The sequence below is a fragment of the Acidovorax sp. GW835-FHT14B10 genome, assembly GCF_058793725.1.
The window spans coordinates 15,090-41,923 of sequence record NZ_JBXAGC010000016.1 but is presented as its reverse complement, the minus strand read 5'-3'; the positions used below and the strand labels follow the sequence as shown (position 1 = coordinate 41,923).

Below are 26,834 nucleotides of genomic sequence, written 5' to 3'. Positions count from 1 at the left end.
GCGTCGTTGCGCCCTTCGTCACGTCCTGTGCCGACGCAGGACGGCCAATAGCCACCCCCGAGAGGGTGCTGTGGACCGTCAGTCCACCGCTGCGGGCACGCGCGGCGCCAGTGCGCACATCAGCTCGTAGCCCACGGTGCCGGCGGCCTGCGCCACCTCGTCGATGGGCAGGACCGTGCCGTTGCCCGCCCGCCCCCACAGCGTGACTTCGCTGCCAAAACCGGCCTCCACGCCCGCTGCCATGACGGGGTTCAGGTCCACGGTGACCATGTCCATGCTGACGCGGCCGACCAGGCGCGTGCGCACGCCGTTCACCAGCACGGGCGTGCCGGTGTCGCAATGGCGCGGGTAGCCGTCGGCATAGCCGCAGGCCGCCACGCCGATGGTGAGCGGTCCCTCTGCCGTGAAGCGCGAGCCGTAGCCCACGGTATCGCCCGCCTGCAGCTGCTGCGTGCCGATGATGCGGGTGGCCAGCGTCATGGCCGGCTGCAGGTCCCACTGCGCCGCCTGGTGCTCGGGGTGGTCGGGCGCGCTGCCGTACAGCACGATGCCGGCGCGCACCCAATCGCCCCGCACCTGGGCGTCGCTGGCATGGCGCAGCGCGGCGGCGCTGTTGCACAGGCTGCGCTCGCCGGGCAGGTCCTGCGTGGCCGCGTTGAACGCCGCCATCTGGTGCGCAATGCCCCGCGCGCCGTCGGCATCGCTGAAATGGGTCATGAACGAGATCTCGTCCACCTGCGGCAGCGCATTCAGCCGCGCCCAGGCGCTGCGGTAGCGCTGTGGCGTGAAGCCCAGGCGGTTCATGCCCGAGTTCAGCTTGAGGAACACGCGGTGCGGCACCTGCGTCTTGTGGGCGGCCAGCATGTCGATCTGGTCGTCGCAGTGCACCGCATGCCACAGCGACAGGCGCGAGCACAGTTCCAGGTCGCGCGGCTCGAACACGCCCTCCAGCAGCAGGATGGGACCGCGCCAGCCCAGGTGGCGCACACGCTCGGCCTCGGCCAGGTCGAGCAGGGCAAAACCGTCGGCGGCACGCAGACCTTCAAAGGCCCGCTCGATGCCGTGGCCATAGGCATTGGCCTTGACCACGGCCCAGGTTCTGGCGTCGGGCACGGCCTGGCGCACGCGCTCGAGGTTGTGGTGCAGGGCAGCGGTATGGATGGTGGCGTGGATCGGGCGCGGCATGGGAATGGTGGGGGAAACGAGCATGGGATTCTGGCATTGCGGGCCCGGGGGGGCGTGATATAACCGCCAGTCACCTGTATGCGGCCTCCCAATTTAATCGGGCATCAGCCTCACTGATACCCCTCCAGCCATTCGATGAAGCGCGGTTTTTACACCATCATGTCGGCGCAGTTTTTCAGCTCGCTCGCCGACAACGCACTCTTCGTGGCCGCCGTCGAACTCCTGCGCACAGGGGGCGCCCCCGAGTGGCAGCGCGCCGCGCTGGTACCCATGTTTGCCCTGTTCTATGTGGTGCTGGCGCCTTTCGTGGGCGCGTTTGCCGATGCCTTACCCAAGGGCAAGGTGATGTTTGCCAGCAACGCCATCAAGATCGCGGGCTGCCTGATGATGCTGTTCGGCTCGCATCCCCTGATTGCCTATGCCGTGGTGGGGCTGGGCGCCGCGGCCTATTCGCCCGCCAAGTACGGCATCCTCACCGAGCTGCTGCCGGCCTCGCAGCTGGTCAAGGCCAACGGCTGGATCGAGGGGCTGACCATCGCCTCCATCATCCTCGGAGTGCTGCTGGGCGGTCAGCTGGTGGGACAGCAGCTGTCGGTGGCACTGCTGTCCATCGACATCCCCATGCTCGATACCGGCGTCGATACCGCTGCCGAAGCGGCCATTGCCGCACTCATCGTGGTGTATGCCCTGGCTGCCTGGTTCAACACGCGCATCCCGCACACGGGCGTGGAGATGCGCCCGCTGCGCCAGGACCCGCAGCGCGGCCTGATCTCCAGCACCCTGGCCCTGCTGCCCGACTTCTGGGCCTGCAACAGCCGCCTGTGGCGTGACAAGCTGGGGCAGATCTCGCTGTCCACCACCACCCTGTTCTGGGGTGCCGGCGGCAACCTCAAGTTCATCGTGCTGGCCTGGGCCGGCGTGGCCCTGGGCTACAACACCACGCAGGCCTCGGCCCTGACCGGCGTCGTGGCCATCGGCACCGCCGTGGGCGCCGTGGCGGCATCGATGCGCATGCGCCTGGACATGGCCACGCGCGTGATTCCGCTGGGCATCACGATGGGGCTGCTGCTGATCCTGATGGTGTTCATCCGCAACATCTGGGTGGCCATTCCATTCCTGATCCTGCTGGGTGGGCTGGGCGGCTTCCTGGTCGTCCCCATGAACGCCCTGCTGCAGCACCGGGGGCACAACCTCATGGGCGCGGGGCGCTCGATTGCGGTGCAGAACTTCAACGAACAGGCCTGCATCCTCGGCCTGGGCGCTTTCTACAGCCTGTCGCTCAAGCTGGGGCTGTCGGTCTTCGGCGCCATCATCGTGTTTGGCGTGGTGGTGGCGGGCATCATGTGGATCATCCAGCGCTGGCATGCCCGCAACTGCCGCAACCATGGCGAGGAACTGCGCCACCTGCTGCACATCGCGCGGCAGGACACCCACCATTGATGCTATTTATTGAATAGCTATTGGCGCTTGATACATGAGCGCTGCCCGCGCTTTTGATGCCTACCATTTTCCCCGTACTGGCCCTGGTGTTCAACGCCTTTGTGTGGGGCGTCTCATGGTGGCCCTTGCGGCAGCTGCACGCCGCCGGGCTGCACCCGCTGTGGGCCACGGCGCTGATGTATGCGCTGGCCCTGGCCTGCCTGCTGCTAGCCCGGCCGCAGGCGCTGCGCAACGCGCGGCAGCACCCCGCCCTGTGGCTGCTGGCGCTGAGCTCGGGCCTGACCAACGTGGCCTTCAACTGGGCCGTGACGGTGGGCGACGTGGTGCGCGTGGTGCTGCTGTTCTACCTGATGCCCGCCTGGTCGGTGCTGCTGGCCTGGAAGGTGCTGGGCGACCGCCCTACGGGCATGGCGCTGGTGCGGCTGCTGCTGGCCTTTGCGGGCGTGGCCCTGGTGCTGCTACCCGCCGATGCCGCATGGACCCGGCTGGCGGCCCATCTCTCGGGCGCCGACCTGCTGGCGCTGGCAGGCGGCTTCTGCTTTGCCCTCACCAACGTCACGCTGCGGCGCCTGCATGCCGTGCCCGGCGATGCGCGCATGCTGGCCATGTTTGGCGGCGGTGCCCTGCTGGCCTGCGCCAGTGCCGCGCTCGGGCGGGCAGCGGGGGCCGTGCCCGCCCTGCCCGCTCCGGCACTGGCCTGGGTGTTGCTGGCACTCGCGCTGGCTCTGGCCTTTGTGCTGGGCAATTACGCCCTGCAGTACGGCGCCGCCCGGCTGGCCGCGGGCACCACGGCGCTGGTGATGCTGTCAGAGGTGGTGTTTGCCAGCGTGTCGTCGGCCCTGCTGACTTCTGCCACGCTGGCACCGCGCACCCTGCTGGGTGGGGCGCTGATCATGCTGGCGGCGCTGCTGGCGGCATGGCCACCCCGGCGCCAGGCCCGCACCTGACAGCCGGGGCAATACCCGGCGCCAGCCGCTACCATGGGTCGTCTGAAAAGGTTCTTTCCCAAGGAGTTGCCCATGACCAGCCTGTATGACCTGGAAGTTCAGCCCATGAGCGGGCCCGCCGTGCCATTGCGGCAGTGGGAGGGCAAGGTCTTGCTGATCGTCAACACGGCCAGCGCCTGCGGTTTCACCCCGCAGTTCGGCGGACTCGAAGAACTGCACCAGCAGTACGGCGACAAGGGGTTGGTGGTGCTGGGTTTTCCGTGCAACCAGTTCGGCCACCAGGACCCGGGCAGCAACGACGAGATCGCCAGTTTCTGCCAGCGCAACTACGGCGTGCGCTTTCCGATGATGGCCAAGATCGATGTGAACGGCGCCCAGGCCTCGCTGCTGTACCAGTGGCTCACCGCCGAAGCCCCAGGCCTGCTGGGCAGCAAGGCCATCAAGTGGAACTTCACGAAGTTCCTCGTGGGCCGGGATGGCCGCGTGATCCGCCGCTATGCGCCGCAGGATGCGCCCCAAAAGCTGGTGGGCGACATCGAGGCGGCGCTGGCCGCCCAGGGATGACCTGCATCACCCTCGCGAGCCGGGGGTCGTGCGGATCGGGATGGGCCACAAGGCGTCTTTTTTGCAGCCAATAGCCCGGCTATTGGCAAGAAAAGCAACGCAGCGGACCACCCGAAGCCGCGCTATCACCGCCCGCGGGGGGTTACGCAGGCCATCCCCAGAGCGCCGCGATCAGTCTGCCGCTGCGGGCGTGCGCTGGCGGCGCGCGCGCTCCAGCATCTGGCCGGTCTGGCGCGGGTCCATGCCGTACATGTCGGCAAAGGCCTCCAGCGTCTGGCCGCTGGCCTCGAAGGCGCGCAGCAGGGCTTCGTCCTTGGCATTGCGGGCCGCCCATTCGGCGAAGGCTTCTTGCAGGATGGCATTGGCCGCTTCATCGCGGCCGGTGACCAGCTCGGTGTAGGCCTCGCGCGTGAGGCCCGAGGCCTCGAACGCCTGGACCATGCGCCTGCGCAGCTTGGGCAGCATGTCTTCGCCCGCCCGGGCCTTGCGGCGGCGAAACACCTCCAGCAGCGCATGGTGCACATGCTCGGGCGCCATGTCCTCGACGGGCTGGCCCGCCAGGTCGTGGCGCTTTTCACCGGCGGCCACGCTCTGCAGGTAGCGGGTGGAGCGGGTGTGGATGCCCAGCGCCACCTTGAGTGCATCGCGCTCGAACAGTTCGGGGTGGGCTTCGAGCAGATCCTGAAAGATGCCGCGCTTGAGCGGCAGGAACACCGCGCCAAACAGATGGGGATAGAGCCCCGCCAGCTGTTCCAGCGCCGGGTGGGTGCGCGGCGGCGTGCGCGACGGTGCCTGCGGGCCTGCCGGCGCCTGGCCCTGGGCACGGGAGCGATCACGGCCGCTGTTGCGGCCACCACGCCCACCCCGGGGGGGACGATTGCCACGCGGGGCATCCGCCGCCGCAGCGGCCTCGGCAGTGGTTGCCGGAGCGCTGTCGCCAGTCTCGGGCAGCTGCAATGCCTGCGGGGCACTGGCAGCGGCTACCGGGGCGGTGGGCGCCGCTGTGGGTTCTTGTTCTGGCACGTTGTCGGTCATGGCGTAGCGGATCGGAGGGCAACAAAACCCTCGATCATGCCAGCGTTGGCGCCAAGGCCCTTCCGATCCGCACCGCAACAACCCATTCAAGGCAAGGGGATGCGTGCCGCAGGCGGCCCCGAAAGTAGCCCCGATATGGGCCGCATGAGAGCGTGCCGCCGTGCGCAACCAAGGCGCACCCCGGAAAGGATGGCCCTCCCTAACGGTTGCTGTTTCCCGGCGGGTCTCGCCGCGATTGCGACTGGTTGCTGCCACCCACCTGCGATTCGCGGTCGCTGCGGCTTTCGGGCGTGCGCTTGCCCTGGTTGATCTGGGTGGGGTCCTGCTCGCCCACCTTGTTGGTGTCGTTCTCGACCTTGCCCGTATGGGGCGCTTGCTTGTCGCGCGGGTTGTGATGGATCGCCATGAAGATCTCCTGTAGGTGGCCCAAGGCCAAAGCTTCCCCGACCACGCCGCAGACAGTACCGCAAGCGAGGCCGCGTTGCAAACCGCAACGCGCCGCGGGATTGACGCCCGCGGCGGTGCCCCATAAAGTGGGTTCTGTTCCGCGCGTGTTCAATCGTTCTCCTCGGAGGAGACACCATGGCTTCACGGATACCCTGTGGCGGCCGGTTGGCTGGCAGGTTCGTCGATTTCCCACCCGACTTTCGCCCCAGGCCACGGCATGGCAGCCCACAGACCTCGCCGGGCCGGCCCCAGACCGCCGCCAACGACCACCTTCACACGCGACGGTCCCGTGGCTGCTCCCTCCGGCGCACGAACCATCCTGTACGGCACGCAGGAGTGGCTGTCCGCCATCGACAAGATGGCACGGCAGGCCCACGGCGTGCTGCGCCGGGGTGCCCCCTGGCGGATCGTCTGTGCACACGCATGATGGAGCGGTATGGCCTGCCACAGCCCTTGCGGCCGGATCTGCAGGTCAAGCGGTATGCGGACGACCTCACCCTGCGCCATCCAGAAACCCAGCGGACAGAGCAGGCACAGCATGCGGCACTGGATTCGCGCGGGCACACGGTGCTGGTCGTGGATGCCGTTTGGTACACCGGGCATTTACTGCTGAAGGTGGTGGACTCTCTGGCACGCAAGCAACCCGCGGCCATCCGGGCCTGCCTGGTGGACCGGGTCACCGCCCGCCTGCCCCTCCATGCCGATGTGGTGGGTGTCCGCCTGGGCGTTGCCCCGCCGGACATCATCGAGTGCCATGTGCCACCCTACGGGCCCGATTTCCGCATGGAGCCCATGCAGCCCGATCGCCAGCGTTGAACCCGACCAAGGCCAACCCATGTTCAAAGACCGCGACGACGCCGCCCACCAGCTGGCAGACCGCCTGACCGCTTTCAGCGCCCAGCATCCCCTGGTGCTGGCCATTCCGCGGGGCGCCGTGCCCATCGGCAAGATCGTGGCGGCACAGCTCGGTGGCGACTTGGATGTGGTGCTGGTGCGCAAGCTGCGCGCGCCCTTCGAGCCGGAAGTGGCCATCGGCTCGGTGGCGGAAAACGGGTGGACCTACATCGCACCTTACGCAGCCGCGGTCGGCGCCGACCCGGATTACATCGCCGCGGAAAAGCAAAAGCAGATGGCCACGATCCACTCGCGCCGGGTGCGGTACACCCCGATCCGCCCCCCTGTGGACCCGCACGGGCGCGTGGTGATCGTGGTGGACGACGGCCTGGCCACGGGCGCGACCATGATTTCCGCGCTGCACAGCCTGCGCCTGCGCCAGCCCGCGCGGCTGGTCTGCGCCATTCCCGTGGCATCGCCCGAGGCCCTGGAGAAAATCCGCCCCATGGCCGACGACGTGGTGTGCCTGCATGCGCCGGCCCATTTCCAGGCCGTGGGCCAGTTTTACCGCCACTTTCCGCAGGTGGACGACGAGGAAGTGATCGCGCTACTGGGCGCCTGAAGCCGGCACCCCCGGTGCCGGCAAATGCTGCGCGAACCAGTCCGCCGCCAGCTGGGCCACGGTCTCCAGCGCCCCCGGCTCCTCAAAGAGATGGGTGGCATGGGGGACGACCGTCAAGACCGTGGTCCCGGGCATGTGTGCGGCAGCGCGCCGGTTGAGCGCCAGCACCTCTTCATCGCAAGCGCCCACCAACAGCAAGGTCGGACACCGCACCCGTGCTAGATCACGGGCGGGCGCCAGATCCGGGCGGCCACCGCGGGACACCACGGCCCGTATGGCGCCCCCCAGCGCCGCGGCCGCACGCAAGGCCGCAGCGGCACCGGTGCTCGCACCAAAATACCCCATGGGCACCAACGCCATCGCTGGCTGGCGCCTGGCCCAGTCGGTCACATCCAGCAGGCGCTGTGTCAAAAGCGCAATATCAAACCGCGTGGCCTCAGCGCGGTCTTCCTCGGGCGTGAGCAGATCGACCAGCAAGGTGGCCAAGCCCCGTTCCCGCAACACCCGCGCGACATGGTTATTGCGCGGGCTGTGCCGGCTGCTGCCGCTGCCGTGGGCAAAGAGCACGAGACCCTGGCTGTCGGGTGGGCTCTCCCATGCGCCCTCGATAAAACCGCTGTCCACCGGAATGCGAACCAGTTGTTGGGTTGCGGATTGCATGGCATGGCACCTCGCTCAAGGGGGCATCGAACATCGCGCTCCTGCCCGCCCGGTTCACCGTACGGGCGTCGCATCGGCAGCGCCCAGCGCCTCGTCCAGCACTTCCACCCAGTGCCGCACGGGGGTGGACGTGCCGCTTTGCAGGTGCGTGATGCAACCGATGTTGGCCGACAGGATGGCGTCGGGGGCCTGCTCGCCAAAGGCTTCGCCCAGTACACCGAGCTTGCGATCGCGCAGCTGGTACGCAAGGCCCGGGTTGAGCACCGAATACGTGCCCGCCGAGCCGCAGCACAGATGGGATTCGTTGCGCGCCACGCGCAGCTGGAAGCCCAGCTGGTTCAGGTGCGTCTCGACGCCGCCGCGCAGTTGCTGGCCATGCTGCAGCGTGCAGGGCGGGTGGTAGGCAAAAAGTACGTCGGGCGGCTGCACGCGGCCCGCCAGTATTTGCGCCAGCTCGGGCAGCATGGCGGGCAGCAGCTCCGACAGATCCCGCGTGAGGGCGCTGATGCGCGCGGCCTTGGCGGCGTACTGCGGGTCGTCCTTGAGGATGTGACCGTATTCCTTGACGGTGACGCCGCAGCCCGAGGCGTTCATGGCGATGGATTCGACGCCGCCCGCCTCCACCAGCGGCCACCAGGCATCGATGTTGGCGCGCATCTCGGCCTTGCCGCCTTCCTGGTCGTTGAGGTGGAACTTGACCGCGCCGCAGCAGCCGGCCTGGGGCGCGATCACGGCTTGGATGCCCACGGCATCCAGCACGCGGGCGGTAGCGGTATTGATGTTGGGCATCATGGCCGGCTGCACGCAACCGGCCAGCATGAGCACCTTGCGCGCATGTTCGCGGGTGGGCCAGGCCCCAGCCGGCCGCAGCGCGGGCACCTTGGCCTGGAGGGCGGACGGCAGCAGGCCGCGCACCGCCTGGCCCACTTTCATGGCCGGGGCGAACAGGGGCGATGGCAGGCCCTCTTTCAGGGCCCAGCGCAGGGCCTTCTCACCCAGCGGCCGGACCACTTTCTCGTCCACGATCTTGCGCCCGATATCGACCAGATGGCCGTACTGCACACCGCTGGGGCAGGTGCTTTCGCAGTTGCGGCAGGTCAGGCACCGGTCCAGGTGCATCTGCGTCTTGCGCGTGGGGGCCTCGCCTTCGAGCACCTGCTTGATGAGGTAGATGCGGCCGCGCGGGCCGTCGAGCTCGTCGCCCAGCAGCTGGTAGGTGGGGCAGGTGGCCGTGCAGAAACCGCAGTGCACGCATTTGCGCAGGATGGCCTCGGCCTCCAGGCCGTCGGGGCGGGCGCGGTATTCGGGGGCGAGTTGGGTTTGCATGGAGTGCAGCCTGGACGAGTCAACAACAAAGATTCAATGCGCGGCAGGGGGCGCGGCGGGCCCGGCCTTGCGCAGCGGATGGCGCAGGCGCGCGCGGTCGGCCCACAGCGGGGGCAGCGACAGGGCCAGCAGCACCAGCGCCAGCGGCACCACAAAGACAAAGCCCACATGCTTGAAGCCGGCCGCCCCGGCAATGCCGCCGATGAGGAACACCGACGCCAGCCCCGCGAACAGCCGCAGCCGGGCCTGGTTGGCGCGCACCTGGTTTTCGAGCGCGGTGCCGGTACGGTTCCAGTAGAGCATCTTGCCCAGCTCGATGCCCAGGTCGGTCACCACGCCCGTCATGTGGGTGGTGCGGATCTGGGAGGAGGACATCTTGGTCACGGTGGCGTTCTGCAGCCCCATGATGAAGGACAGCAGCAGCACCGTCATGGGCACCGCAAACGGCGTGCGCCAGTCGAGCGTGATGGCGCCCACCAGGCCGAACACGAGCATGAGCAACGCCACCAGCACCAGCGGCAGCGCATAGCTGCTGTGCAATTTGCGCCGCAGCGCCCAGTTCACCATCACCGCCGTGGTGGCCGCTCCGCTGATGAAGGCCAGCAAGGCCCCCAGGGCGCTGAGCACCAGCACCATGTTGCCCAGCACGAGGTTGTCGGCCAGCATCGACAGGAAACCCGTCATGTGCGAGGTGTACAGGTTGACCACCAGAAAACCGCCCGCATTCACCGCCCCGGCATTGAAGGCCAGCAGCAGACCGAGCACGCGGTTGCTGGTGCCCGTGCGGTGGTGGCCGGTGAGGTGGCGCAGGCGGCGCATGTTCAGCCTGCGGCGCCCTGGTGCGGCTTCGCTTGCCCGATGTCGCTGGCCACCACGCGCGCTCCCCTCACCACTGCGGCGCCATGCGACCGGGGTTGAAGAGGCCGGCCGGGTCGAAGCTGTGCTTGAGGCGCGCATGGATCTGTGCCAGCGCCGAAGATTTCAGATCCAATGGGCCTGCAACGCTTGATCCATCTGCGCCATCAGCCATGAATAACGCAGCATTTCCACCCACCGCGCGGGCGGCTTCGCGCAACGCATCGCCCTGTGCCAGCGGCGCCTGCACCCAGCGCAGGGCGCCGTGCCATTCGATCAGCGGCGAGGCCCCCTCGGGCAGCGCCAGCACGGGGGCCGTGGCGGGCAGCGACAGGCGCCACAGCGCCTGCCCGGGCCGGGCCCGGCGGGCGGTGAACCAGGGCAGCGTCTGCTCGCGGCAGGCCCGCCAGTCGGGCGCCACGGTGGCGTTGTCGAGCCGCGTGCCGCCCATGCTGCGGCAGGCCGCATCCACCGCCGCCACCGCGCCACGCAGGCGCACAAACAGCGTGCCCACGCCTGCATCCTCTACCCAGCAGCTGGCGTTGAGCGGCAGGGGCAGGCCGCCCCAGGCGTGCAGCCGGCGCAAGGCATCGGCCTGGCTGCATTCAAAGCGCAGCGTGGCCTCGGCGAGCGCCACGGGCAGCACCTTGAGGCTCACCTCGGTGAGCAGGCCCAGCGTGCCCCAGGCGCCCGCCATGAGGCGCGAGACATCGTAGCCCGCCACGTTCTTCATGACCTGGCCGCCGAACGTGAGCAGCTCGGCGCGGCCGTTGAGCAGCACCACACCCAGCAGGTAGTCGCGCACGGCGCCCACGCTGGCGCGGGCGGGACCACTGAGGCCAGCGGCCACCATGCCGCCCACGGTGGCACCCGGTCCGAAATGGGGTGGCTCGAAGGGCAGGCACTGGCCTTTTTCGGCCAGCACGGCCTCCAGCTCGGACAGCGGCGTGCCCGCGCGCGCCGTGACCACCAGCTCGCTGGGCTCATAGCCCACGATACCGGTGAACGCACGGGTGTCGAGCACGTCGCCGCGCAGCGCAAGGCCATGAAAGTCCTTGGTCCCCCCACCCCGGATGCGCAAGGGGGTTTGCGCGGCGGCGGCGGCGCGGACACGGTCAACGATCTGGCGAAGGGCTGTATCCATGCGGCGATGGTACTGCGCCGCCCTCCAATAGAGTGAAGGTGTCGATTTGATTTTTTTGAACGCCGCACGTGAGCGCAATGGTGCCCACGTTCAGCTAACGGCGTTCAGAGCTGCTGAAACACCAATGCATCCACGGCCGTCACCCCCTGCCCCTCGGGCATGATCAGCAGTGGATTCACCTCGGCTTCCGCGACGCGCAACTCCGGCCGGAGAGCCAGCTGCGACAGCGCGCTCACGGTATGCGCCAGCGCTTCCAGATCGCCCCGCGCCTTGCCGCGCAGGCCCGTCAGCGGCTTCAGGGCATTGACCTCCAGAACCATCTCGCGCGCTGTCTCTACCGTCACCGGCGCCAAACGGATGCTGCGGTCTTTGGCTATCTCCGCCCAAATGCCGCCTGCGGCCAGCATGATGATGGGACCGGCGTCGGCATCTACGCGGTAGCCCACCAGCACCTCGCCCAAGCCTTTCTGCATGGGCTGCACCAGCACCTCGTCACAAATTGCTTTAGGCGCCTTCTCGTCCAGGTTGCTTCGCAACGTGGCCATGGCCACGACCAGCTCCTCATCACTGCCAATGTTCAGCAGCACGCCTCCCACCTCGGTCTTGTGTGGAATGTCGGCCGAGCAGACCTTGGCCACCACAGGGTAGGAAAAGGGCAGCGGGTCAGCCTCGCCGCCAAAGCGGCGCAGCACGACGGGCGCGTGCGGCACGCCCACCGCATCAAGGATGCCGTAGGCCTGGACCTCGCTCAGAGTTCGTGCGGGGCCGGGCGCGGGCAGCCGTGGCTCTTGGCCCTGCTGGCGCCGTGCCAGGACGGCGGCAATGGCATCTCCGCAGGCCTCGGGCGAGCGAAAGCACGGTACGCCCGCCGCAGTGAGCGCGGCCAGCGCCTCGGGTGCATCGGGTACCAGCATGGCCGCGAGCGGCTTGGGCTGCCCTGCGCATTCCACGATAGGCTTGACGGCCAATTGCGGCTGGAAGCGTGCAGACGACCCTACTACGGCCAGCACCAGGTCGAACTCGGGCGCCGCGAGCAGGATTTCCAGCGTGCCTTTCATGGTTTCATACTTCGTACCCGCGAGCGTCATGTCAAGCACGCGGCCAGGCGTGCAGGGCAGGCCAGCCTGTTCCAGGCGCTTGAGCGTTTCTGCGGAAGGCGGCTCCACTACCACGCCCCGGATACCGAGCTGGTCCACCGCCATCGCAGCACCGCCGCCGGTGGTAGTGACCACGCCCACACGCTTGGGGGCACTCTCCAGTGGAATGCGCTTGGCGAGCGGGAAGGTTTCGAGCAGCGCGTCCAGCACGCCCACGCGGGCGATCCCCAGGTCTTTGAAAAAGGCATCGGCGATATCGTCTTCGCCCGCAATGGCGCCGGTGTGGGTGGTGGCCATCTCGGCAGCGGCGGCGCTGCGCCCGAGCTTGTAGGCAATCACCGGCTTGCCCGCCCGGTGCGCCGCGCGCGCGAAGGCGCGCAGTTCGGTGCCGTGGCGCATGCTCTCCAGAAACAGCAGGTAGCCCTCGATCGCAGGGTCATCCAGTGTGGCGGCGCAGATCTCGCCCACGTTCAGATCCACCTCGCTGCCCACCGACACCAGCCCCGCAAAACCCACGCCGCGCGCCTTGCCGCGCGAGACCAGCGCGCCGATCATGCTGCCGCTGTGCGAAGCCACGAACACCTTGCCCGGCGGAATATCGGGCTCGGCAAAGGCCGCGTTGGCCGTAAGCACCAGACCCGTGCGCGGATTGACCACGCCCAGGCTGCTTGGGCCCAGGATGCGGATGCCTGTCTCGCGGGCGATCTTGCGTAGTTCTTCCTCGCGCTGCACACCCTCGGCGCCGGATTCGGAAAAGCCGCTCGCCAGAATGGTGACCACCTTCACGCCCAAGGCCGCGGATTCGCGCACGGCCGGAATCACGGTGTCGGTGGGTGTGAGAACGAAGACGTGGTCGGGCACCTCGGGCAGGCTTTGCAGGCTGGGCCAGGCCTGGAGGCCCTGGATTTCCGAGCGCTTGGGGTTGATGGGGTAGATGCGGCCCGCAAAACCTGAGCGCTTGAGAAACTGCACGGGCCGCCCACCCATTTTGCTGACGTCGTCCGAGGCGCCGTAGAGGGCAATGCTGGCCGGATGGAGCAGCGCCTGTGCCAGCGCTGCCGTAGATTCGTTGTGTAGTGTCATTGCGCGTCAATCCTGATGGTTTTGAACTGCTCGCCCCAATGCCCAACTTCGCGCTGGATGTCATTGCGGAACTCCTCGGGATTGTTGCCAATCACGATGGCGCCCAGGGATTCCAGCTTGGCCCGGATCTCAGGCAGCTGCAGCGCCTCCACGACCGCCGCATGCAGCTTCTTGACGATGGCGGGGGACGTGCCTGCTGGCGCCAGCAAGCCGTTCCACGAATCCGAGACCATCGCCGGGATACCCACCTGCGCGAAGGTGGGCACGTCGGGCAGCCCCGACAGGCGCTGCGGGCCAGCCACCGCCAGGGACTTGACCTTGCCCGCTTGCAGATGCGGCATGGCGCCACTTGCGGACACAAAGGCCATGTCCACATGCCCTGCAATCAAATCCGTCATGACGTTGCTGGCCCCTTTGTAAGGAATGTGCGTGAGCTGAACGCCCGCCAGGCGCTGGAGCAATTCGGTCGCCATGTGTTGCGACCCACCCAGGCCGGTGGTGCCGTAAGTGAGCTTGCCGGGTTCCTTTTTCGCCAGGGCGATGAGATCCTTGACGCTGCCCACACCCAGATCGGGCCGCACTGCCAGCACTCCGGGCGAGGAGGATAGCTTGGCAATGGGCGTGAAGCTCTTGACGGCGTCGAACTTCAGCTTCTTGTAGACGTAGCTGTTCATCGTGACCGGAGCAGCGGCTACCAGCAATGTGTAGCCGTCAGCAGGGGCTGCCGCCACGGCTTCGGAGGCGATGTTGGAGCCTGCGCCGGGGCGGTTATCCACGATAAACGGCTGGCCCAGCCGCGTCTGCAGATGCGTAGCCACCATGCGCGCCACCAGATCGGTGGGGCCACCGGCGGAATAGCCCACGATGACGCGCACAGGCTTGGCGGGGTATGCGGCATCGGCCATGGCGGCACCTGCCATGCCCAAAGTCAGCGCTGCGCATGCAGCCACCGAGAAATTGCGACGATTCATATCTGTCTCCTTGTTTTTGTGCTGTCAGCCTTTGGCTGGCCGCTGTGAGAACGTGCGACCAAACACGCCTTCGGCAATGCGGTTCTTCAGGATTTCGATGGAGCCGCCAGCGATCATCCAGCCGCGCGTGCGCCGCACGCAGTACTCCACCAGCGACTCCTGGCTAAAGCCCATGCCGCCCATCACTTGCAGTGCATCGTTGGACACATCCCAGCCGGCCATGTTGCAAGCCAGCTTGGCCATGGCCGTGCTTTGCGCACTGGGCAGGCCATGCTCGCCTTCCATGGCGGCGCGGTACAGCATCAACTGCGCCTGCTCCAGCTTCATGGCCATGTCGGCAAACTTCCACTGCAGTCCCTGGAACTCGCACAGCTCGCGGCCGAACTGCTGGCGCGTCAGGGCATGTTCGCGGGCCGTGTTGAAGGCGTAGCGGCCCAGGGCCAGCGCGCGCGAGGAGTTGCCCAGGCGCTCCACGTTGAAGCCCGAAATCTGCTTCTTGAAGCCGCCCGGCCCCAGCAGCACGTTGGCAGCCGGGATGCGGCAGTCCTCAAAATACAGCTGGCTCCATTGCTCGCCGTTCATGAAGTTGGAAGGCGTACCCACCTGAAAACCGGGGGTGCCGCGCTCCACCAGCACCGAGCCGATGCCGCCCACGCCGGGGCCAAAGCGCACATAGATCAGAAACAGCTCCGCCTCCGGGCTGTGGGTGGAAAAAATCTTGCTGCCGTTGATGACGTAGTGGTCGCCGTCCTGGCGCGCACTGGTTTTGAGCTCGGTGACGGCAGAGCCCGCGTCGGGCTCGGTCATGCCCAGCGAGATCAGCTTGCGGCCTGCCAGCAGGTCGGGCAGAAAGCGCTCTTTTTGCTCGGGCGTGGCGTATTCGACAAAGGTGCGGATAGGGCCAAAGTTGCCCGCCTGCACGATGTCGGCGCTCTTGGGGCAAGCCAGCGCAATCTGCTCAATGGCCAGCACGGCGTGCATCAGCGTGCCGCCCTGGCCGCCATCGGCCTCGGGGAAGGCAATGCCCAGCAACCCCTGCTCGGCCAACAGCGCAGCTGCGTCCCAGGGATAGTGGGGAGAATGGGCACGCGCCAGCGCGCCGTCCTTGAGTTTGTCCTGGGCAAAACGGGCCACCGAATCGGCAAATGCCTGGTGCTCTTCGCTGAGTTTGAAATCCATGTGCGTTCCTGCGGGGTGTGTCAATACCCAGCCATGGTGCCCAGGCCCCTGCGGTTTGAGAACTTCGTGTTGCGTCACGAGCCCCGACAAATACTCATACCACCGCCACTTCTGCGAAGTTCACAGCAAGGCGCACACGCGCGACGATACGTACCCGTGTAAACACCACCGCTGAAACCCATGACCGCCGCCCAACGCTTTGCCGAATTCGCCTCGTCCCTGAACCAGGCCCCTCTTGCGCCCGAAGTCATCCACCATGCCAAGCGTGCCATCGTGGACTGGTACGCGGCGCTGCTACCCGGCGCCATCGAGCCCCCGCCCACACTGCTGGAGCAGGCCCTGGCCGAAGACATCGACAGGGGGGGCGCCCGGCTGGCCCTGGGCCGCGCGGCCACCGTGCGCACGGCGGCGCTCATCAACGGCACCGCCGCCCACACCGTAGAGGTGGACGACATCTACCGCGAGGCCATCTACCACCCTGGCGCCCCCACCATCGCCGCCGCGCTGGCGCTGGCCCAGGCGCGGCAGGCCACCGGCCTGCAACTGATCTGCGCCGTGGTGGCGGGCTACGAAGTCTCCACCCGTATCGGCGCGGCGCTGGGGCGCACGCACTACCGCTACTGGCACAACACCGGCACCGTGGGCACCTTTGGCGCGGCATCCGCCGCTGCCACGCTGCTGGGGCTGGACGCAACGCGCCACGCGCACGCCCTGTGTACGGGTGCCACCTTTGCGGCAGGGCTGCAGCAGGCATTTCGCATGGATTCCATGTCCAAGCCGCTGCACGCGGGCCACGCCGCCGAAGCCGGGGTGCTGGCCGCCTTGGCCGCCGAACGCGGCGTGACCGGCTCGCTCGACGTACTCGACGGCGATGCGGGCATGGGCCGCGCCATGGGCGATGCGCCCGACTGGAACCTGGCCACCGCCACGCTGGGGCAGGACTTCCACATCACGCGCATGACGTTCAAAAACCACGCTTGCTGCGGCCACACCTTTGCGCCCATCGACGGCGCACTGGTGTTGCAGGCGCGCATGGGCGTTCGCTGGCAAGCGCTGGACGCCGTGGAAGTGGCCACCTACGCCCCGGCGCTGGCGGTGGCGGGCAACTTCACCCCCAGCACGGCGGCCGAGGCGCGTTTTTCCATTCCCTTCGTGGTGGCCACGGCCCTGATTCACGGCAGCGTGCGCCTGTCGGCCTTCACGCCCGAGCGGCTGGCCGATGCGGACATCCGCGCACTCATGGCACGCATCCGGCTCAGTGTCGATCCTGAGCTGGACACCCGCTTCCCGGGCCAGCGGGCCGCGCGCCTGCGCTTGACCACCACCGACGGTCGGCAGGCCGAGTACCTGCAACCCACGCGCAAAGGCGATCCGGAGCAGCCCCTGACGGACGCCGAACTCTCCGACAAATTCATGGAGCTGGCTGCACCCGTGGTGGGCGATGGGCGCGCCCGCACCTTGCTGGGCAACCTCTGGGCACTGGACACGCGCACGCACCTGCTGGACCTCTGACGGCCCATGCGCAGCGCCACGTCCAAACTCCTCACGCTGCTGCTGGCCTGGGCAGCGGCGGACATCTTCCGCCGCCTGCACATTCCTGTTCCGTGGATGCTGGGCCCACTGCTGGCCACGGCGCTGGCCACGCTGGCCGGTCTGCCCACCCGCAGCAGCCTGCGGCTGCGCAACGGCGGCCAGTGGGTGATGGGCGCATCGCTGGGCCTGTACTTCACGCCAGCCATCGTGGCCCAGCTGGGCGCGCTGTGGTGGGCGGTGCTGGCAGCGGTGGCCTGGTCGCTGGCGCTGGGCATGGTGTATGGCTACTGGCTGTACCGCTCTTGCGCAGGTCGGTTGCACGGCGTACACGACGCGGCACTGCGGCCCTCGGCCTACTTCGCGGGCGCCATCGGCGCGGCCTCCGAAATGACACTGCTGGCGGAGAAGGAAGGTGCCCGCACCGACCTCGTGGCCGCATCGCACAGCCTGCGCATGCTGATCGTGGTACTGGTCATGCCCTTCGGCATGCTGCTGGCCAAGTCGTGGTGGAACCTGGAAGTGGTCAGCCTCGCCCCGCTGGCCAGCGCACCCTTCACGCTCACTGGCGCGGCCTGGCTGGCGCTGCTGACGGTGGCCGGGGGCCTGGCGCTGCATGTGCTGCGCCTGCCCAACCCCTGGTTTCTCGGCCCGCTGCTGGTGGCCATCACGCTGGCCGCCACTGAAACGGCACCTGTGGCTGTGCCCACGCTGCTGTCGAACGCGGCGCAGCTGGTCATCGGCGTCAGCCTGGGTGTGCGCTTCAGTCCGCAGTTCCTGCACACCGCGCCGCGCTGGCTGGCGCGCGTGGCGCTGGGCACCGCGGGCCTGATCGCGGCCTGCGCTGCGTTTGGCGTGCTGCTGGCCTGGGCCACGGGGTTGCATCCAGCCACCGCCATCCTGGGCACGGCACCGGGCGGCATGACGGAGATGTCCATCACCGCCAAGGCGCTGCAGTTGGGCGTGCCCGTGGTCACGGCCCTGCAGGTGACACGGTTGGTGGCGGTGCTGGTGCTGGTGCGCCCGGCCTACTGGCTGTGGGCGACGCGCCTGCACGCTGGCATGCACTCGCGGCAGTCATGACCAAAGCTCATTCCTCCACGACAAATTGTCGGTTGTGCCTGTGATGGTGCTATGGAACATTCCCTCCAGGAGACACAAATTTATGCACACCATCGATGGCGACCCATCCGGTAGCGCTGAAGACTGGCTGGCCCACCGTGGCCGCTGGGTCAACGTAACCTTCCTGCTCAAAAAGGGCGAGGAAGAATACCTGGTCACCCTGCAAGGCGGGCGCGTTCAGCGCATCCAGCCCGGTCCGCACGTGATGCCGCGCTGGACATTCGCGTTGGTCGCGGGTGAGGACGCCTGGCAACGCTTCTGGGCGCAGGAGCCGCAACCGCGCTTTCACGACCTGATGGCGATGGTCAAGTTCAAGACGCTGCGGGTCGAAGGCGATCCAACCATCTTCATGAGCAATCTGCTGTACTTCAAGGAGCTGGTCAAGCGGCTCGGAGGGCAATTCCATGCGCGTTGAGAAAGAAGCCGTGACCGGCGGCTACGTGAACTTCGAGATCGCGGGCCGCATGTGCCGTGTGTACTACGAGACGGCCGGCAGCGGTCAACCCCTGCTGTGCCTGCACACGGCGGGCAGCGACACACGCCAGTATCGCGCGCTGCTCAATTCGCCTGAACTGACGGCGAGCCACCAGGTGATCTGCTTCGATATGCCCTGGCACGGCAAATCTTCCCCGCCCGAGGGCTGGGAAACACATGAATACCAGCTGACCAGCGCGCTCTATGTGCAAACCATCCTGGCCTTCATGGATGCGATGCAGGTCGAGCGCCCCATCGCCATGGGTTGCTCGATCGGCGGTCGCGTGGTGCTGCACCTGGCGTTGCAGCAGCCGGAGCGCTTCAAGGCGCTGATCGGCCTGCAATCGGGCGCGCACGTCCACCCCTACTACGACCTGGACTGGTTGCACCGCCCCGACGTGCACGGCGGCGAGGTATGCGCCGGCATTGTCTCCGGCCTGATCGGGCCAGGTGCATCGCAACGCGACCGCTGGGAGACGCTGTGGCACTACATGCAAAGCGGCCCCGGCGTCTTCAAGGGTGACCTGCATTTCTACACGGGTGAGGGCGACCTGCGCGGCCGCGTGCAGCAGATCGACACCGCGCGCTGCCCGCTCTACCTGCTCACGGGCGAGTACGACTATTCATGCACGCCCGAGGACAGCCAGGAGCTGGCGCGCCTGATTCCCGGTGCACAGCTTCAGGTCATGCCTGGCCTGGGTCACTTCCCGATGAGTGAGGCGCCGCAGGAATTCCTGCGCCACCTGCTTCCCGTGCTGCAACGCATTCAAACTTCGTAAGGAACTTCATGAAAGTCGGATTCATCGGCCTCGGTCGCATGGGCTTCGCCCTGGCCTCCCACCTGCTGCGCAAGGGCGTTCATCTCACGGTGCACGACATTCAGAGTGCTCCCGTGGATGCGCTCGTGGCGCAGGGCGCCTTGCGTGCGGCCAGCACCCGGGAGCTCGCGGCCGGCGTGGACGTGGTGTTCACCATGCTGCCCGGCCCCAAGCAATCGCGCGCTGTCATCCTGGGCGAGGGCGGCGTGCTGGACGGTCTGCGCGGTGGCAGCTTCCTGGTGGAGCTGAGCACCATCGACACCGATACAGTGGACGAACTGGCACGTGCATCGCGCGAGCGCGGCGTGCATTTCGCCGACGCTCCCGTGGGCCGCCTGGCCGCCCACGCCGACCGCGGCGAATCGCTGTTCATGCTGGGCGCTGCCGAAGCCGACCGCGCCAGGCTGGAGTCCCTGCTGCTGCAGATGGGCACCACGGTGCTGCACTGCGGCGATCCGGGCAGTGGCACACGCATGAAGCTCATCAACAACCTGATGGTGCTGTGCTACTGCCAGCTCAACTCCGAGGCACTGGTACTGGCCAATGCGCTGGGTCTGGATACGCGCAAGACCTTTGATGTGCTGACGGGCACCACGGCGTCCAACGGGCAGCTCAAGGAGAAGTGGCCCGTGAAGGTGCTGGGCGGCGATCTGACGCCGGGCTTCGATATCGCACTGGGCTTCAAGGACCTCACGCTGGCCTGCCAGGCAGCGCAATCGGCCGGTATCTCGCTGCCCATGGGCAACCTGGCGCGCAGCCTGTTTCAACTTGCACGCCATGCCGGCAAGGATGGGCAGGACACCTCGTGCATGACGGATTTCTGGGCCGAGTCCAACGGGCTGCTGCCGCTACGGATGTAGCGCCCTGCATGCAAAAAAATACCCCAAGCAACCAAAAACTTTACAGGAGACAAGCCATGAAACTCACCTACACAAAGGCAACGCTCGCCGCCGCGCTGCTCACCGCCTCGATGCTCGCGCCCGCGCAGGATAAGAGCGCTCGCATCTCGGACGGCATCGTCAAGATCGGCGTGCTGACCGACATGAACGGCCCTTTCATGGACAACGTGGGCAAGGGTTCCGTCGTCGCCACCGAAATCGCTATCGAGGAATTTGGCGGCAAAGTGCTTGGCTACCCGATCCAGATGGTTACTGCCGACCATCAGAACAAGGCCGACGTGGGCTCCGCCCGTGTGCGTGAATGGTTCGACCGCGACCAGGTGGACGCAGCGACGGAACTGGGCAACAGCGCCGTGGCCTTGGCCGCGATGCGGCTCGCGCAGGAGAAAGGGCGCATGTCCATCGTCACCGGCGCTGGAGCGGTGCGCATCTCCAATGAGGACTGCACGCCCAACAATCTGCACTGGGTGTATGACACCTACTCGCTGGCCAAGGTGGGCACGCAGTCTGTGGTGAAGGGGGGCGCCAAGACCTGGTATTACCTCACAGCGGACTACGCCTTTGGACATTCACTGGAGAACGACGGCAAGCAATTCATCGAAGCCGCCGGCGGCAAGGTACTGGGCTCGTCGCGCTACCCATTTCCTGGCAGTGACTTCGCCTCCTACATACTCAAGGCACAGGGCAGCAAGGCCAACGCGGTGGCCATCGCCACAGCAGGGCTCGACTTGCAGAACGCCATCAAGCAGGGCAAGGAGTTCGGTCTGGCCAGCGGCGGGCAAAAGACCGTGGCCATGCTCATGAGCATCATGGACGTGCACGGCGTGGGTCTGAAGGATGCGGGCGGCATGCTGTTCGCCGAATCGTTCTACTGGGACCTGGACGACGCCTCGCGCGCATTCGCGCGCAAGTTCTTCGAACGCACCAAGCGCATGCCCACCGCACTGCAGGCCGGGCAGTACTCGGCCACGTTGAACTATCTCAAGGCCATCGAAAAGGCCAAGTCCGACAACGTGGCCGACGTGATGAAGGCCATCAAGGGCATGCCTATCCAGGATGCCTTCGCCAAGAACGGCAAGGTGCGTGGCGACGGCAAGATGATCCATGACATGTACCTGGTGCGCGTGAAGACACCGCAGGAATCGAAGGCCGCGTGGGACTACTACACCATGCTGGAAACCGTGCCGGGCGAGCAGGCGTTTCACCCTCTCTCCGATAGCAAGTGCTCCCTGGTCAAGTCGTGATGTCCACGCCATGAACCAAGTCTGCTACCAGGTCCTCGCAGTGAAGTACGCCACGGTGGATCGGGCCCGGGGCAGCAATTTCCTGCACCCTGCCCCCGGTGACCCCGAGGCGCCGATGGCGCTGGACTTCTTTGTCTGGCTGATCCAGGGACCGGGCGGCGCGGTACTGGTGGACACGGGGTTCAGCTCCGCCTCGGCGCTCGCGCGCGGGCGGCGCTACCTGGTCTCGCCGCTGGAATCGCTGCGCCGCCTGGGCCACGCTCCCGAGGGGATCCGCGACGTGGTGCTTACGCACCTGCACTACGACCACGCGGGCAACATCGGCGAGTTCCCAGCCGCCACCGTCTGGGTGCAAGACCGCGAAGTGCGCTACGCAACGGGCGACTGTATGTGCGATCCGAAGCAGAACCACTTCTTCTCGACCGATGACGTGGGCGTTCTCATCAAGCGCCTGTACCAAGGCAATGTGCGGCTGGTTGATGGATTTCACCCACTGCGTGACGGCATCGAGTTGCACCGCGTGGGCGGCCATACCGACGGCCTCCAGGTGGTGCGCGTGCGCACCGCGCGCGGCTGGGTGGTTCTCGCGTCCGATGCTGCGCACTACTACGAAAACTTGACGCGGCAAAACCCTTTCCCTGCCATCTTCAGCCTGGAAGACATGCTCACTGGATATGCACATATCCGTGAACTGGCGGATGGCGAAGACCTCATCGTGCCAGGCCATGACCCCGCAGTCTGCGCACGCTTCAAGAGTGCAGATATCCCCGGCGTCCACGCCTGGCATATCGCCTGACAACTTTTATGAATGAAGACACATTGACATGAATTCAAACCACCAAAGCAAGCGTTCTTTCCTTCTGGGCTGCGTGGCCCTGACCCTCGGCAGTTCGGTCTTCGCCCAAACAGCAGACAGCGACTGGCCCACGCGACCCGTCACCATCGTCGTCGGCTTCAGCGCGGGCGGCCCCACCGACGTGGTGGCGCGCATATTGGCCGACAACCTCTCCACTCAATTCAAGCAGAGCTTCGTAGTGGACAACAAGGCCGGCGCATCCGGCGGCGTGGCAGCCATGCAGGTCAAGCAGGCCGCGCCCGACGGATACACGTTGATGTTCGGCAGCAGCAGCACGCTCTCTATCATTCCCACCCTGCAAAAGACCGGCTACAACCCGCTTCGGGACTTCACCGCCATCGGCCTGGTGGCGAGCTATCCGTACTTCCTGGTGGCTCCCGCTTCGTCGAACATCACCTCCCTGGACGAATTGCTCAAGCAAGGCCGCAACCCCTCATCGCGCCTGAGCTACGGCTCCGCCGGCAACGGCGCGGTCAACCACCTCGCCGCCGAGTGGTTCAAGCACGAGGCGAAGATCAACGCGGTGCACATCCCCTACAAGGGCGACTCCGCCGCGGTCACCGACCTCGTGGCAGGTCGGCTGGATTTTGCCTTCCTCGCGGGCTCCGTGGCGCTGCCACAGACCAAGGCCGGCAAGATGCGGCTGCTGGCTTCTGCGAGCGCCGTACCCGGGCGTGGCGGCGACGGTCTGCCAACGCTGGGCGAGCAGCGCTTCAAGGGCTACGCCGCCGAGCCGTGGAACGGACTGATGGGTCCCAAGGGCATCTCCCAGCCCATCGTCGCCAAGCTCAACGCAGCCGTGAACCAAATCATGAACCGCCCGGACGTGGTGGCCCGCCTGGCAACCATGGAGCAATACCCGCTCACGGGAACGCCCCAACAATTCACCGACCATATCAAGGCGCAGACCGAACGTTGGGCTGCAGTGATCCAGTCGGCCAACATCAAGATGGAAGAATAAGCATGTCGTATTCGCAATGGATTGCTGGCGAGTTCCGCCAGGGCGCATCCACCCAGCGTTTTACCGTCATCAACCCCAGCACTGGCCAGCCGCTGGGCGATTACGCCCACGCGACGCAGGCAGATGTGCAGGCCGCCATCGACGCGGCAAGCCAGGCGCTGCGTACCTGGAGCAAGACCTCGGCCCTGGAGCGATCGACGATGCTGCGCCGCGTAGCCGCACTGATGCGCGAGCGCGGGGAGGCCATCGGCACGCAGATTGCGAGCGAACTGGGCAAACCCCTGGGCGAGGCGCAAAAGGAAGTGGTGACCGCCTCCGAGATGTTCGAGTGGGCGGCCGAGGAGGCGCGGCGCATCTATGGTCGAACCATTCCCGCACGCACCGCGGGCGTCACACAGACCATGGTGCTGGAGCCCATTGGCGTGGTAGCCGCGTTCGCGGGCTGGAACGCGCCCGCCATCACACCGGCGCGCAAGATCAGCGGCGCGCTGGCGGCGGGCTGCGCCATCGTCATCAAACCCTCGGAGGAAACGGCGGGCGTGGCGCTGCACATCGCGCGTGCGGTACAGGATGCGGGCGTGCCCGACGGTGTCGTCAACATGGTGTTTGGCGATCCCGGAGAAATCGCCGACCAGCTCTGCGCCTCGCCGCAGGTGGCCATGGTCACCTTCACGGGAGCCACCTCGGTCGGCAAGCAGATCGGCGCCCTGGCCGCGCGCACGATGAAGCGTGCCACGCTGGAGCTGGGTGGCCATGCGCCAGTGATCGTCTGCGACGATGCCGACGTGGACCGCGTGGTGCGCATGGCCGTGGCCACCAAGTACCGCAATGCGGGCCAGGTCTGTACATCGCCCACGCGCTTTCTGGTGCAGGCGGGCGTGTTTGACGCTTTTTGCACACGCTTCGTGCAGGCCGCACAGGCCGTGAAGGTGGGCGATCCCTTCGATGCGGCCACGCAAATGGGGCCGCTCAAGAACCTGCGCCGCCTGCAAGCCATCGAGCAGCTGGTGCAGGATGCGCGCAAGCGGGGTCTGACCATCGCCACGGGCGGCGAACGCATCGGCACCGAAGGCTTCTTCTACCAGCCCACGGTGATCGTGCGGCCCTCGCTCGATTGCGATGCCGCCAACATCGAGCCCTTCGGACCGGTGGCGCTGATCAGTCCATTCACGGAGTTGGACGAAGCGATTGCCGAGGCCAACCGCCTGCCCTTCGGACTGGCGGCCTATGCGTTCACCAATCACCTGGAGCGCTCACACCGCCTCGCGGGCGAGATTGACAGTGGCGTGGTCTGCATCAACGAGTGGCAGGCCTCACTGCCCGAAACTCCCTTCGGCGGCCACAAGGACAGTGGCCTGGGTTCGGAGGGCGGTATCGAGGGCCTGCAAGAATTCCTGCGCGTCAAGTGCGTGCGCCAGGGGGTGTCGGCATGACCCCGGTGCTGGGCTTCGTCGGAGTGGGCGTGATGGGCGAGGGCATGTGCCGCAACCTGCTGCAGAAATGCGGGTTGCCGGTGCACGTGGCTGACGTGCAGGTCGAGAACGTGGCGCGCCTTGCGGCGCTGGGTGCGGTGGCGTCGAGCGTGCCGAGGCTGCGCGACACGGCGCACACGGTGTTTCTTTCGCTGCCTTCGATCGATCAGGTGGAAGCGGTGTGCTTTGGCGCCGAACCGCTCATTGTTCCAGGCGGAACGGTGAAGACCGTGGTGGACATGAGCACCAGCGACGTGCCGCGCACCCGCGCGCTGGCAGAGCGCCTGGCCGCACACGGCGTGCGGTTTCTCGATGCACCCGTGGCCCGCAGCCGCGAGGCCGCGAACAACGGCACGCTGCTCGTCACCGTGGGCGGACCAGACGACCTGTTTGAGTCCGTGGCGCCATGGCTTCGCTGCATGGGCTCGGACGTGGTGCACTGCGGCAGTGTGGGCGCCGGGCAAGTGGTCAAGATCATGAACAACATGGTGCTGCTGTCCACGGTCAACGCGCTGGCCGAGGCCATGGCCATTGCCGAGGCCGCTGGCGTGGACAAGGCGCTGCTCGCCAGCGTGCTGCGCCTGGGTTCAGCCGATTCGTTCGCGCTTCGGCTCACAGGCGAAAAGCTGGCGAAGGACGAGTTTCCCGAAAAGCTCTTTCCCACGGCCTACGCGCTCAAAGACCTGCGGCTCGCACTGGCCCTGGCGCAGTCCTCAGGCATCACACCGGCAGTGGCCCAGGCCACGGCGGCGTTGCTGGATAAGGCCTGCGCGCGCGGCTATGCGATGAACTACTACCCGGTGATCTATCGTTTGGTGCGTGCTTGAAAAAGCATGGCATCTTGCGCTTACCGGCTATGTTTCTGCATTAAAACTGCCTGAAAACATTGCATGCAAAGCGCAAGCAGATCATGTTTGCATAGTTACCCCGCCTCGCGCATCAGCCAGTCCTTGAACGCCACGATTTTGTCGGAGTGACGCTGCAGCGCCGGGGTGACGATGTATTGTCCCTGGCCTGTGCGCAGCGGGCGTGCAAATGGGCGTACCAGGCGGCCAGCCTGGAAATCGGCGTCCAGCATGTGCTGCTGGCCGATGGCGATGCCCAGGCCGTCCATGGCCGCCTGCCAGGTCAGGATGGAACTGCTGAAGACCATCTTCTCGGCGGTCTCGAACATGCCGGGCATGCCGGCGTATTCGAGCCAGCGCGGCCAGTCGTCCTTGCGGTACCTGGAGACCAGCAGGCGCTTGCCGCGTAAACCCTCGGGCGTGGCCGCTCCCTCGATGAAGCCAGGCACGCAGACCGGCTCCACGATGTCCTCTATCAGCAAGGTGGCTTCGGCGTCGGGCCAGGTGCCGTTGCCTAGCACGATGGCCAAATCGCACTTCTCTGAACCGAAATCCAGCGGCGCGTTGCTGTTGAGGATGGACACCTCCACGTCCGGGTATTGGGCCTTGAAGTGCGGCAGACGCGGGATCAGCCAGCGCGCCGTGAGCGTGGTGTAGGTGCGCAGGCGGATGACGTTGTTGGAATACTTTTGCGTGATGGCAGCCGTAGCGGCAGCAATCTCCTCGAACGCCGGGCCAATGCGACGGGCGTAGGTTTCGCCCACTTCGGTCAGGCGCACGCCCACCCGTTCGCGTGCAAACAACTGCACGCCCAAATACTCCTCTAACACAGCCACCTGGCGACTCACCGCCGACTGGCTCACATTCAGCTCGCTGGCCGCCAGCGTGAGGTTGTTGGTGCGCGCAACAACTTCAAAGACCTTGAGGGGGTTGAGGGGAGGGATTTTCATCAGGAGGTCATTGTCTCTCCTCCACGTCAGGCCGATCAAGCTAGCTGCGGTCAACGTGTTTCCGATGGGAATCTATGCCCCCCACTTTTGCGAGAGTTGATGGCGTGGTGATCCGTCAGTTCCCGGCTGTCGCGTGCCTGAATCGTATGCAGTGCACTTGCTCGCCAATGTCCGGACCATGTACGCGAGCTCATGGTCAATGCCGCATTCATTTCTACCAGTAACGTGAACACGGTCAACGATCTGGCGAAGGGCAAATTACATGGACTGCATG

At 66.6% G+C, this 26,834-nt stretch carries 27 protein-coding genes; 16 read left to right on the top strand and 11 right to left on the bottom strand.

Going from position 1 to position 26,834, the window contains the following annotated elements; genetic code table 11:
* Positions 1-78: 78 nt before the first annotated feature.
* Entirely contained in the window at positions 79-1,185 is a 1,107-nt protein-coding gene (gene alr / locus AC1Q5S_RS13660) for an alanine racemase (RefSeq protein WP_303832945.1), read from the bottom strand.
* Between the two features lie 135 nt (positions 1,186-1,320).
* Between alr and lplT the strand changes: the two genes are divergently transcribed.
* The 3 genes from lplT (at position 1,321) to AC1Q5S_RS13645 (ending at position 4,136) form a co-directional block, all read left to right on the top strand.
* Positions 1,321-2,625: a lysophospholipid transporter LplT gene (gene lplT, locus AC1Q5S_RS13655; RefSeq protein ID WP_303832901.1), complete on the top strand. Its 1,305-nt coding sequence runs from the start codon at positions 1,321-1,323 to the stop codon at positions 2,623-2,625.
* A gap of 56 nt (positions 2,626-2,681) precedes the next feature.
* Positions 2,682-3,572, top strand: coding sequence for an EamA family transporter (locus AC1Q5S_RS13650; protein ID WP_303832899.1), 891 nt, complete (start codon positions 2,682-2,684; stop codon positions 3,570-3,572).
* A 72-nt stretch (positions 3,573-3,644) separates the two neighbouring features.
* Positions 3,645-4,136: a glutathione peroxidase gene (locus AC1Q5S_RS13645; RefSeq protein WP_492239007.1), complete on the top strand. Its 492-nt coding sequence runs from the start codon at positions 3,645-3,647 to the stop codon at positions 4,134-4,136.
* 171 nt (positions 4,137-4,307) lie between these two features.
* On the opposite strand, the gene AC1Q5S_RS13640 is transcribed toward AC1Q5S_RS13645, so the two are convergent.
* Both AC1Q5S_RS13640 and AC1Q5S_RS13635 read right to left on the bottom strand, forming a co-directional pair.
* Positions 4,308-5,171, bottom strand: a complete 864-nt coding sequence (locus AC1Q5S_RS13640; protein ID WP_492239006.1) for a ProQ/FINO family protein — start codon at positions 5,169-5,171, stop codon at positions 4,308-4,310.
* 199 nt (positions 5,172-5,370) lie between these two features.
* Complete coding sequence (locus AC1Q5S_RS13635; RefSeq protein ID WP_303832894.1) at positions 5,371-5,577, bottom strand: hypothetical protein; 207 nt, start codon at positions 5,575-5,577, stop codon at positions 5,371-5,373.
* A 330-nt stretch (positions 5,578-5,907) separates the two neighbouring features.
* On the opposite strand from AC1Q5S_RS13635, the gene AC1Q5S_RS13630 reads away from it, so the two are divergent.
* Genes AC1Q5S_RS13630 through AC1Q5S_RS13620 form a run of 3 tightly spaced genes read left to right on the top strand, consistent with a single transcriptional unit; the run spans position 5,908 to position 7,074 of the window.
* Positions 5,908-6,045, top strand: coding sequence for a hypothetical protein (locus tag AC1Q5S_RS13630; protein WP_303832892.1), 138 nt, complete (start codon positions 5,908-5,910; stop codon positions 6,043-6,045).
* Positions 6,042-6,434 carry a phosphoribosyltransferase family protein gene (locus tag AC1Q5S_RS13625; protein ID WP_303832890.1) on the top strand — a complete coding sequence of 131 codons (393 nt, stop codon included), beginning with the start codon at positions 6,042-6,044 and terminating at the stop codon, positions 6,432-6,434. The genes AC1Q5S_RS13630 and AC1Q5S_RS13625 overlap by 4 nt, the downstream gene beginning before the upstream one ends.
* Positions 6,435-6,453: 19 nt before the next feature.
* A complete protein-coding gene (locus AC1Q5S_RS13620; RefSeq protein WP_303832887.1) occupies positions 6,454-7,074 on the top strand; it encodes a phosphoribosyltransferase in 621 nt (206 codons plus the stop codon).
* On the opposite strand, the gene AC1Q5S_RS13615 is transcribed toward AC1Q5S_RS13620, so the two are convergent.
* The 7 genes from AC1Q5S_RS13615 to AC1Q5S_RS13585 form a co-directional block, all read right to left on the bottom strand.
* On the bottom strand, positions 7,060-7,734 hold the full coding sequence (locus AC1Q5S_RS13615; RefSeq protein ID WP_303832885.1) for a dienelactone hydrolase family protein: 675 nt from the start codon (positions 7,732-7,734) through the stop codon (positions 7,060-7,062). The genes AC1Q5S_RS13620 and AC1Q5S_RS13615 overlap by 15 nt on opposite strands.
* Positions 7,735-7,788: 54 nt before the next feature.
* Positions 7,789-9,060 carry a glycolate oxidase subunit GlcF gene (gene glcF / locus AC1Q5S_RS13610; RefSeq protein ID WP_303832883.1) on the bottom strand — a complete coding sequence of 424 codons (1,272 nt, stop codon included), beginning with the start codon at positions 9,058-9,060 and terminating at the stop codon, positions 7,789-7,791.
* Between the two features lie 33 nt (positions 9,061-9,093).
* Positions 9,094-9,879 carry a YoaK family protein gene (locus AC1Q5S_RS13605; RefSeq protein ID WP_303832881.1) on the bottom strand — a complete coding sequence of 262 codons (786 nt, stop codon included), beginning with the start codon at positions 9,877-9,879 and terminating at the stop codon, positions 9,094-9,096.
* Between the two features lie 67 nt (positions 9,880-9,946).
* On the bottom strand, positions 9,947-11,059 hold the full coding sequence (gene glcE, locus AC1Q5S_RS13600; protein ID WP_303832880.1) for a glycolate oxidase subunit GlcE: 1,113 nt from the start codon (positions 11,057-11,059) through the stop codon (positions 9,947-9,949).
* Between the two features lie 104 nt (positions 11,060-11,163).
* The gene (locus AC1Q5S_RS13595) at positions 11,164-13,239 is read right to left on the bottom strand and encodes an acetate--CoA ligase family protein (protein WP_303832879.1); all 2,076 of its coding nucleotides are present in this window, start codon (positions 13,237-13,239) and stop codon (positions 11,164-11,166) included.
* On the bottom strand, positions 13,236-14,210 hold the full coding sequence (locus AC1Q5S_RS13590; RefSeq protein ID WP_303832878.1) for a Bug family tripartite tricarboxylate transporter substrate binding protein: 975 nt from the start codon (positions 14,208-14,210) through the stop codon (positions 13,236-13,238). The genes AC1Q5S_RS13595 and AC1Q5S_RS13590 overlap by 4 nt, the downstream gene beginning before the upstream one ends.
* A gap of 24 nt (positions 14,211-14,234) precedes the next feature.
* The gene (locus tag AC1Q5S_RS13585; protein ID WP_303832877.1) at positions 14,235-15,389 is read right to left on the bottom strand and encodes an acyl-CoA dehydrogenase family protein; all 1,155 of its coding nucleotides are present in this window, start codon (positions 15,387-15,389) and stop codon (positions 14,235-14,237) included.
* Between the two features lie 180 nt (positions 15,390-15,569).
* Between AC1Q5S_RS13585 and AC1Q5S_RS13580 the strand changes: the two genes are divergently transcribed.
* From AC1Q5S_RS13580 to AC1Q5S_RS13535, 10 genes are all read left to right on the top strand, one after another.
* On the top strand, positions 15,570-16,901 hold the full coding sequence (locus AC1Q5S_RS13580) for an MmgE/PrpD family protein (RefSeq protein WP_303832876.1): 1,332 nt from the start codon (positions 15,570-15,572) through the stop codon (positions 16,899-16,901).
* Positions 16,902-16,907: 6 nt separating this feature from the next.
* Positions 16,908-18,002 carry an AbrB family transcriptional regulator gene (locus tag AC1Q5S_RS13575; RefSeq protein WP_303832874.1) on the top strand — a complete coding sequence of 365 codons (1,095 nt, stop codon included), beginning with the start codon at positions 16,908-16,910 and terminating at the stop codon, positions 18,000-18,002.
* Between the two features lie 82 nt (positions 18,003-18,084).
* On the top strand, positions 18,085-18,456 hold the full coding sequence (locus tag AC1Q5S_RS13570; RefSeq protein WP_303832873.1) for a hypothetical protein: 372 nt from the start codon (positions 18,085-18,087) through the stop codon (positions 18,454-18,456).
* Positions 18,446-19,294 carry an alpha/beta fold hydrolase gene (locus tag AC1Q5S_RS13565; RefSeq protein WP_303832872.1) on the top strand — a complete coding sequence of 283 codons (849 nt, stop codon included), beginning with the start codon at positions 18,446-18,448 and terminating at the stop codon, positions 19,292-19,294. The genes AC1Q5S_RS13570 and AC1Q5S_RS13565 overlap by 11 nt, the downstream gene beginning before the upstream one ends.
* Positions 19,295-19,302: 8 nt before the next feature.
* Positions 19,303-20,193: an NAD(P)-dependent oxidoreductase gene (locus AC1Q5S_RS13560; protein ID WP_303832871.1), complete on the top strand. Its 891-nt coding sequence runs from the start codon at positions 19,303-19,305 to the stop codon at positions 20,191-20,193.
* A gap of 56 nt (positions 20,194-20,249) precedes the next feature.
* On the top strand, positions 20,250-21,476 hold the full coding sequence (locus AC1Q5S_RS13555) for an ABC transporter substrate-binding protein (RefSeq protein WP_303832869.1): 1,227 nt from the start codon (positions 20,250-20,252) through the stop codon (positions 21,474-21,476).
* A gap of 10 nt (positions 21,477-21,486) precedes the next feature.
* On the top strand, positions 21,487-22,272 hold the full coding sequence (locus AC1Q5S_RS13550; protein ID WP_303832868.1) for an N-acyl homoserine lactonase family protein: 786 nt from the start codon (positions 21,487-21,489) through the stop codon (positions 22,270-22,272).
* Between the two features lie 28 nt (positions 22,273-22,300).
* Complete coding sequence (locus AC1Q5S_RS13545) at positions 22,301-23,293, top strand: Bug family tripartite tricarboxylate transporter substrate binding protein (protein ID WP_303832866.1); 993 nt, start codon at positions 22,301-22,303, stop codon at positions 23,291-23,293.
* 2 nt (positions 23,294-23,295) lie between these two features.
* The gene (locus AC1Q5S_RS13540; RefSeq protein ID WP_303832864.1) at positions 23,296-24,726 is read left to right on the top strand and encodes an NAD-dependent succinate-semialdehyde dehydrogenase; all 1,431 of its coding nucleotides are present in this window, start codon (positions 23,296-23,298) and stop codon (positions 24,724-24,726) included.
* Positions 24,723-25,592: an NAD(P)-dependent oxidoreductase gene (locus AC1Q5S_RS13535; RefSeq protein ID WP_303832862.1), complete on the top strand. Its 870-nt coding sequence runs from the start codon at positions 24,723-24,725 to the stop codon at positions 25,590-25,592. The genes AC1Q5S_RS13540 and AC1Q5S_RS13535 overlap by 4 nt, the downstream gene beginning before the upstream one ends.
* 95 nt (positions 25,593-25,687) lie before the next feature.
* Here the strand turns inward: AC1Q5S_RS13535 and AC1Q5S_RS13530 are convergent, their stop codons facing one another.
* Positions 25,688-26,560: a LysR substrate-binding domain-containing protein gene (locus AC1Q5S_RS13530; protein ID WP_303832861.1), complete on the bottom strand. Its 873-nt coding sequence runs from the start codon at positions 26,558-26,560 to the stop codon at positions 25,688-25,690.
* Between the last annotated feature and the right edge of the window lie 274 nt (positions 26,561-26,834).

What these genes read in the sequence shown, in the direction of transcription:
- lplT (WP_303832901.1), top strand. Translation starts at nt 1,321, where the DNA reads ATGAAGCGCGGTTTTTACACCATCATGTCGGCGCAGTTTTTCAGCTCG.
- AC1Q5S_RS13540 (WP_303832864.1), top strand. Translation starts at nt 23,296, where the DNA reads ATGTCGTATTCGCAATGGATTGCTGGCGAGTTCCGCCAGGGCGCATCC.
- alr (WP_303832945.1), bottom strand. Translation starts at nt 1,185, where the DNA reads ATGCCGCGCCCGATCCACGCCACCATCCATACCGCTGCCCTGCACCAC.
- AC1Q5S_RS13590 (WP_303832878.1), bottom strand. Translation starts at nt 14,210, where the DNA reads ATGAATCGTCGCAATTTCTCGGTGGCTGCATGCGCAGCGCTGACTTTG.
- AC1Q5S_RS13595 (WP_303832879.1), bottom strand. Translation starts at nt 13,239, where the DNA reads ATGACACTACACAACGAATCTACGGCAGCGCTGGCACAGGCGCTGCTC.
- AC1Q5S_RS13575 (WP_303832874.1), top strand. Translation starts at nt 16,908, where the DNA reads ATGCGCAGCGCCACGTCCAAACTCCTCACGCTGCTGCTGGCCTGGGCA.
- AC1Q5S_RS13535 (WP_303832862.1), top strand. Translation starts at nt 24,723, where the DNA reads ATGACCCCGGTGCTGGGCTTCGTCGGAGTGGGCGTGATGGGCGAGGGC.
- AC1Q5S_RS13620 (WP_303832887.1), top strand. Translation starts at nt 6,454, where the DNA reads ATGTTCAAAGACCGCGACGACGCCGCCCACCAGCTGGCAGACCGCCTG.
- AC1Q5S_RS13570 (WP_303832873.1), top strand. Translation starts at nt 18,085, where the DNA reads ATGCACACCATCGATGGCGACCCATCCGGTAGCGCTGAAGACTGGCTG.
- AC1Q5S_RS13560 (WP_303832871.1), top strand. Translation starts at nt 19,303, where the DNA reads ATGAAAGTCGGATTCATCGGCCTCGGTCGCATGGGCTTCGCCCTGGCC.
- AC1Q5S_RS13530 (WP_303832861.1), bottom strand. Translation starts at nt 26,560, where the DNA reads ATGAAAATCCCTCCCCTCAACCCCCTCAAGGTCTTTGAAGTTGTTGCG.
- AC1Q5S_RS13615 (WP_303832885.1), bottom strand. Translation starts at nt 7,734, where the DNA reads ATGCAATCCGCAACCCAACAACTGGTTCGCATTCCGGTGGACAGCGGT.
- AC1Q5S_RS13640 (WP_492239006.1), bottom strand. Translation starts at nt 5,171, where the DNA reads ATGACCGACAACGTGCCAGAACAAGAACCCACAGCGGCGCCCACCGCC.
- AC1Q5S_RS13635 (WP_303832894.1), bottom strand. Translation starts at nt 5,577, where the DNA reads ATGGCGATCCATCACAACCCGCGCGACAAGCAAGCGCCCCATACGGGC.
- AC1Q5S_RS13625 (WP_303832890.1), top strand. Translation starts at nt 6,042, where the DNA reads ATGATGGAGCGGTATGGCCTGCCACAGCCCTTGCGGCCGGATCTGCAG.
- glcF (WP_303832883.1), bottom strand. Translation starts at nt 9,060, where the DNA reads ATGCAAACCCAACTCGCCCCCGAATACCGCGCCCGCCCCGACGGCCTG.
- AC1Q5S_RS13580 (WP_303832876.1), top strand. Translation starts at nt 15,570, where the DNA reads ATGACCGCCGCCCAACGCTTTGCCGAATTCGCCTCGTCCCTGAACCAG.
- AC1Q5S_RS13565 (WP_303832872.1), top strand. Translation starts at nt 18,446, where the DNA reads ATGCGCGTTGAGAAAGAAGCCGTGACCGGCGGCTACGTGAACTTCGAG.
- AC1Q5S_RS13650 (WP_303832899.1), top strand. Translation starts at nt 2,682, where the DNA reads ATGCCTACCATTTTCCCCGTACTGGCCCTGGTGTTCAACGCCTTTGTG.
- AC1Q5S_RS13585 (WP_303832877.1), bottom strand. Translation starts at nt 15,389, where the DNA reads ATGGATTTCAAACTCAGCGAAGAGCACCAGGCATTTGCCGATTCGGTG.
- AC1Q5S_RS13545 (WP_303832866.1), top strand. Translation starts at nt 22,301, where the DNA reads ATGAATTCAAACCACCAAAGCAAGCGTTCTTTCCTTCTGGGCTGCGTG.
- glcE (WP_303832880.1), bottom strand. Translation starts at nt 11,059, where the DNA reads ATGGATACAGCCCTTCGCCAGATCGTTGACCGTGTCCGCGCCGCCGCC.
- AC1Q5S_RS13550 (WP_303832868.1), top strand. Translation starts at nt 21,487, where the DNA reads ATGAACCAAGTCTGCTACCAGGTCCTCGCAGTGAAGTACGCCACGGTG.
- AC1Q5S_RS13555 (WP_303832869.1), top strand. Translation starts at nt 20,250, where the DNA reads ATGAAACTCACCTACACAAAGGCAACGCTCGCCGCCGCGCTGCTCACC.
- AC1Q5S_RS13605 (WP_303832881.1), bottom strand. Translation starts at nt 9,879, where the DNA reads ATGCGCCGCCTGCGCCACCTCACCGGCCACCACCGCACGGGCACCAGC.
- AC1Q5S_RS13645 (WP_492239007.1), top strand. Translation starts at nt 3,645, where the DNA reads ATGACCAGCCTGTATGACCTGGAAGTTCAGCCCATGAGCGGGCCCGCC.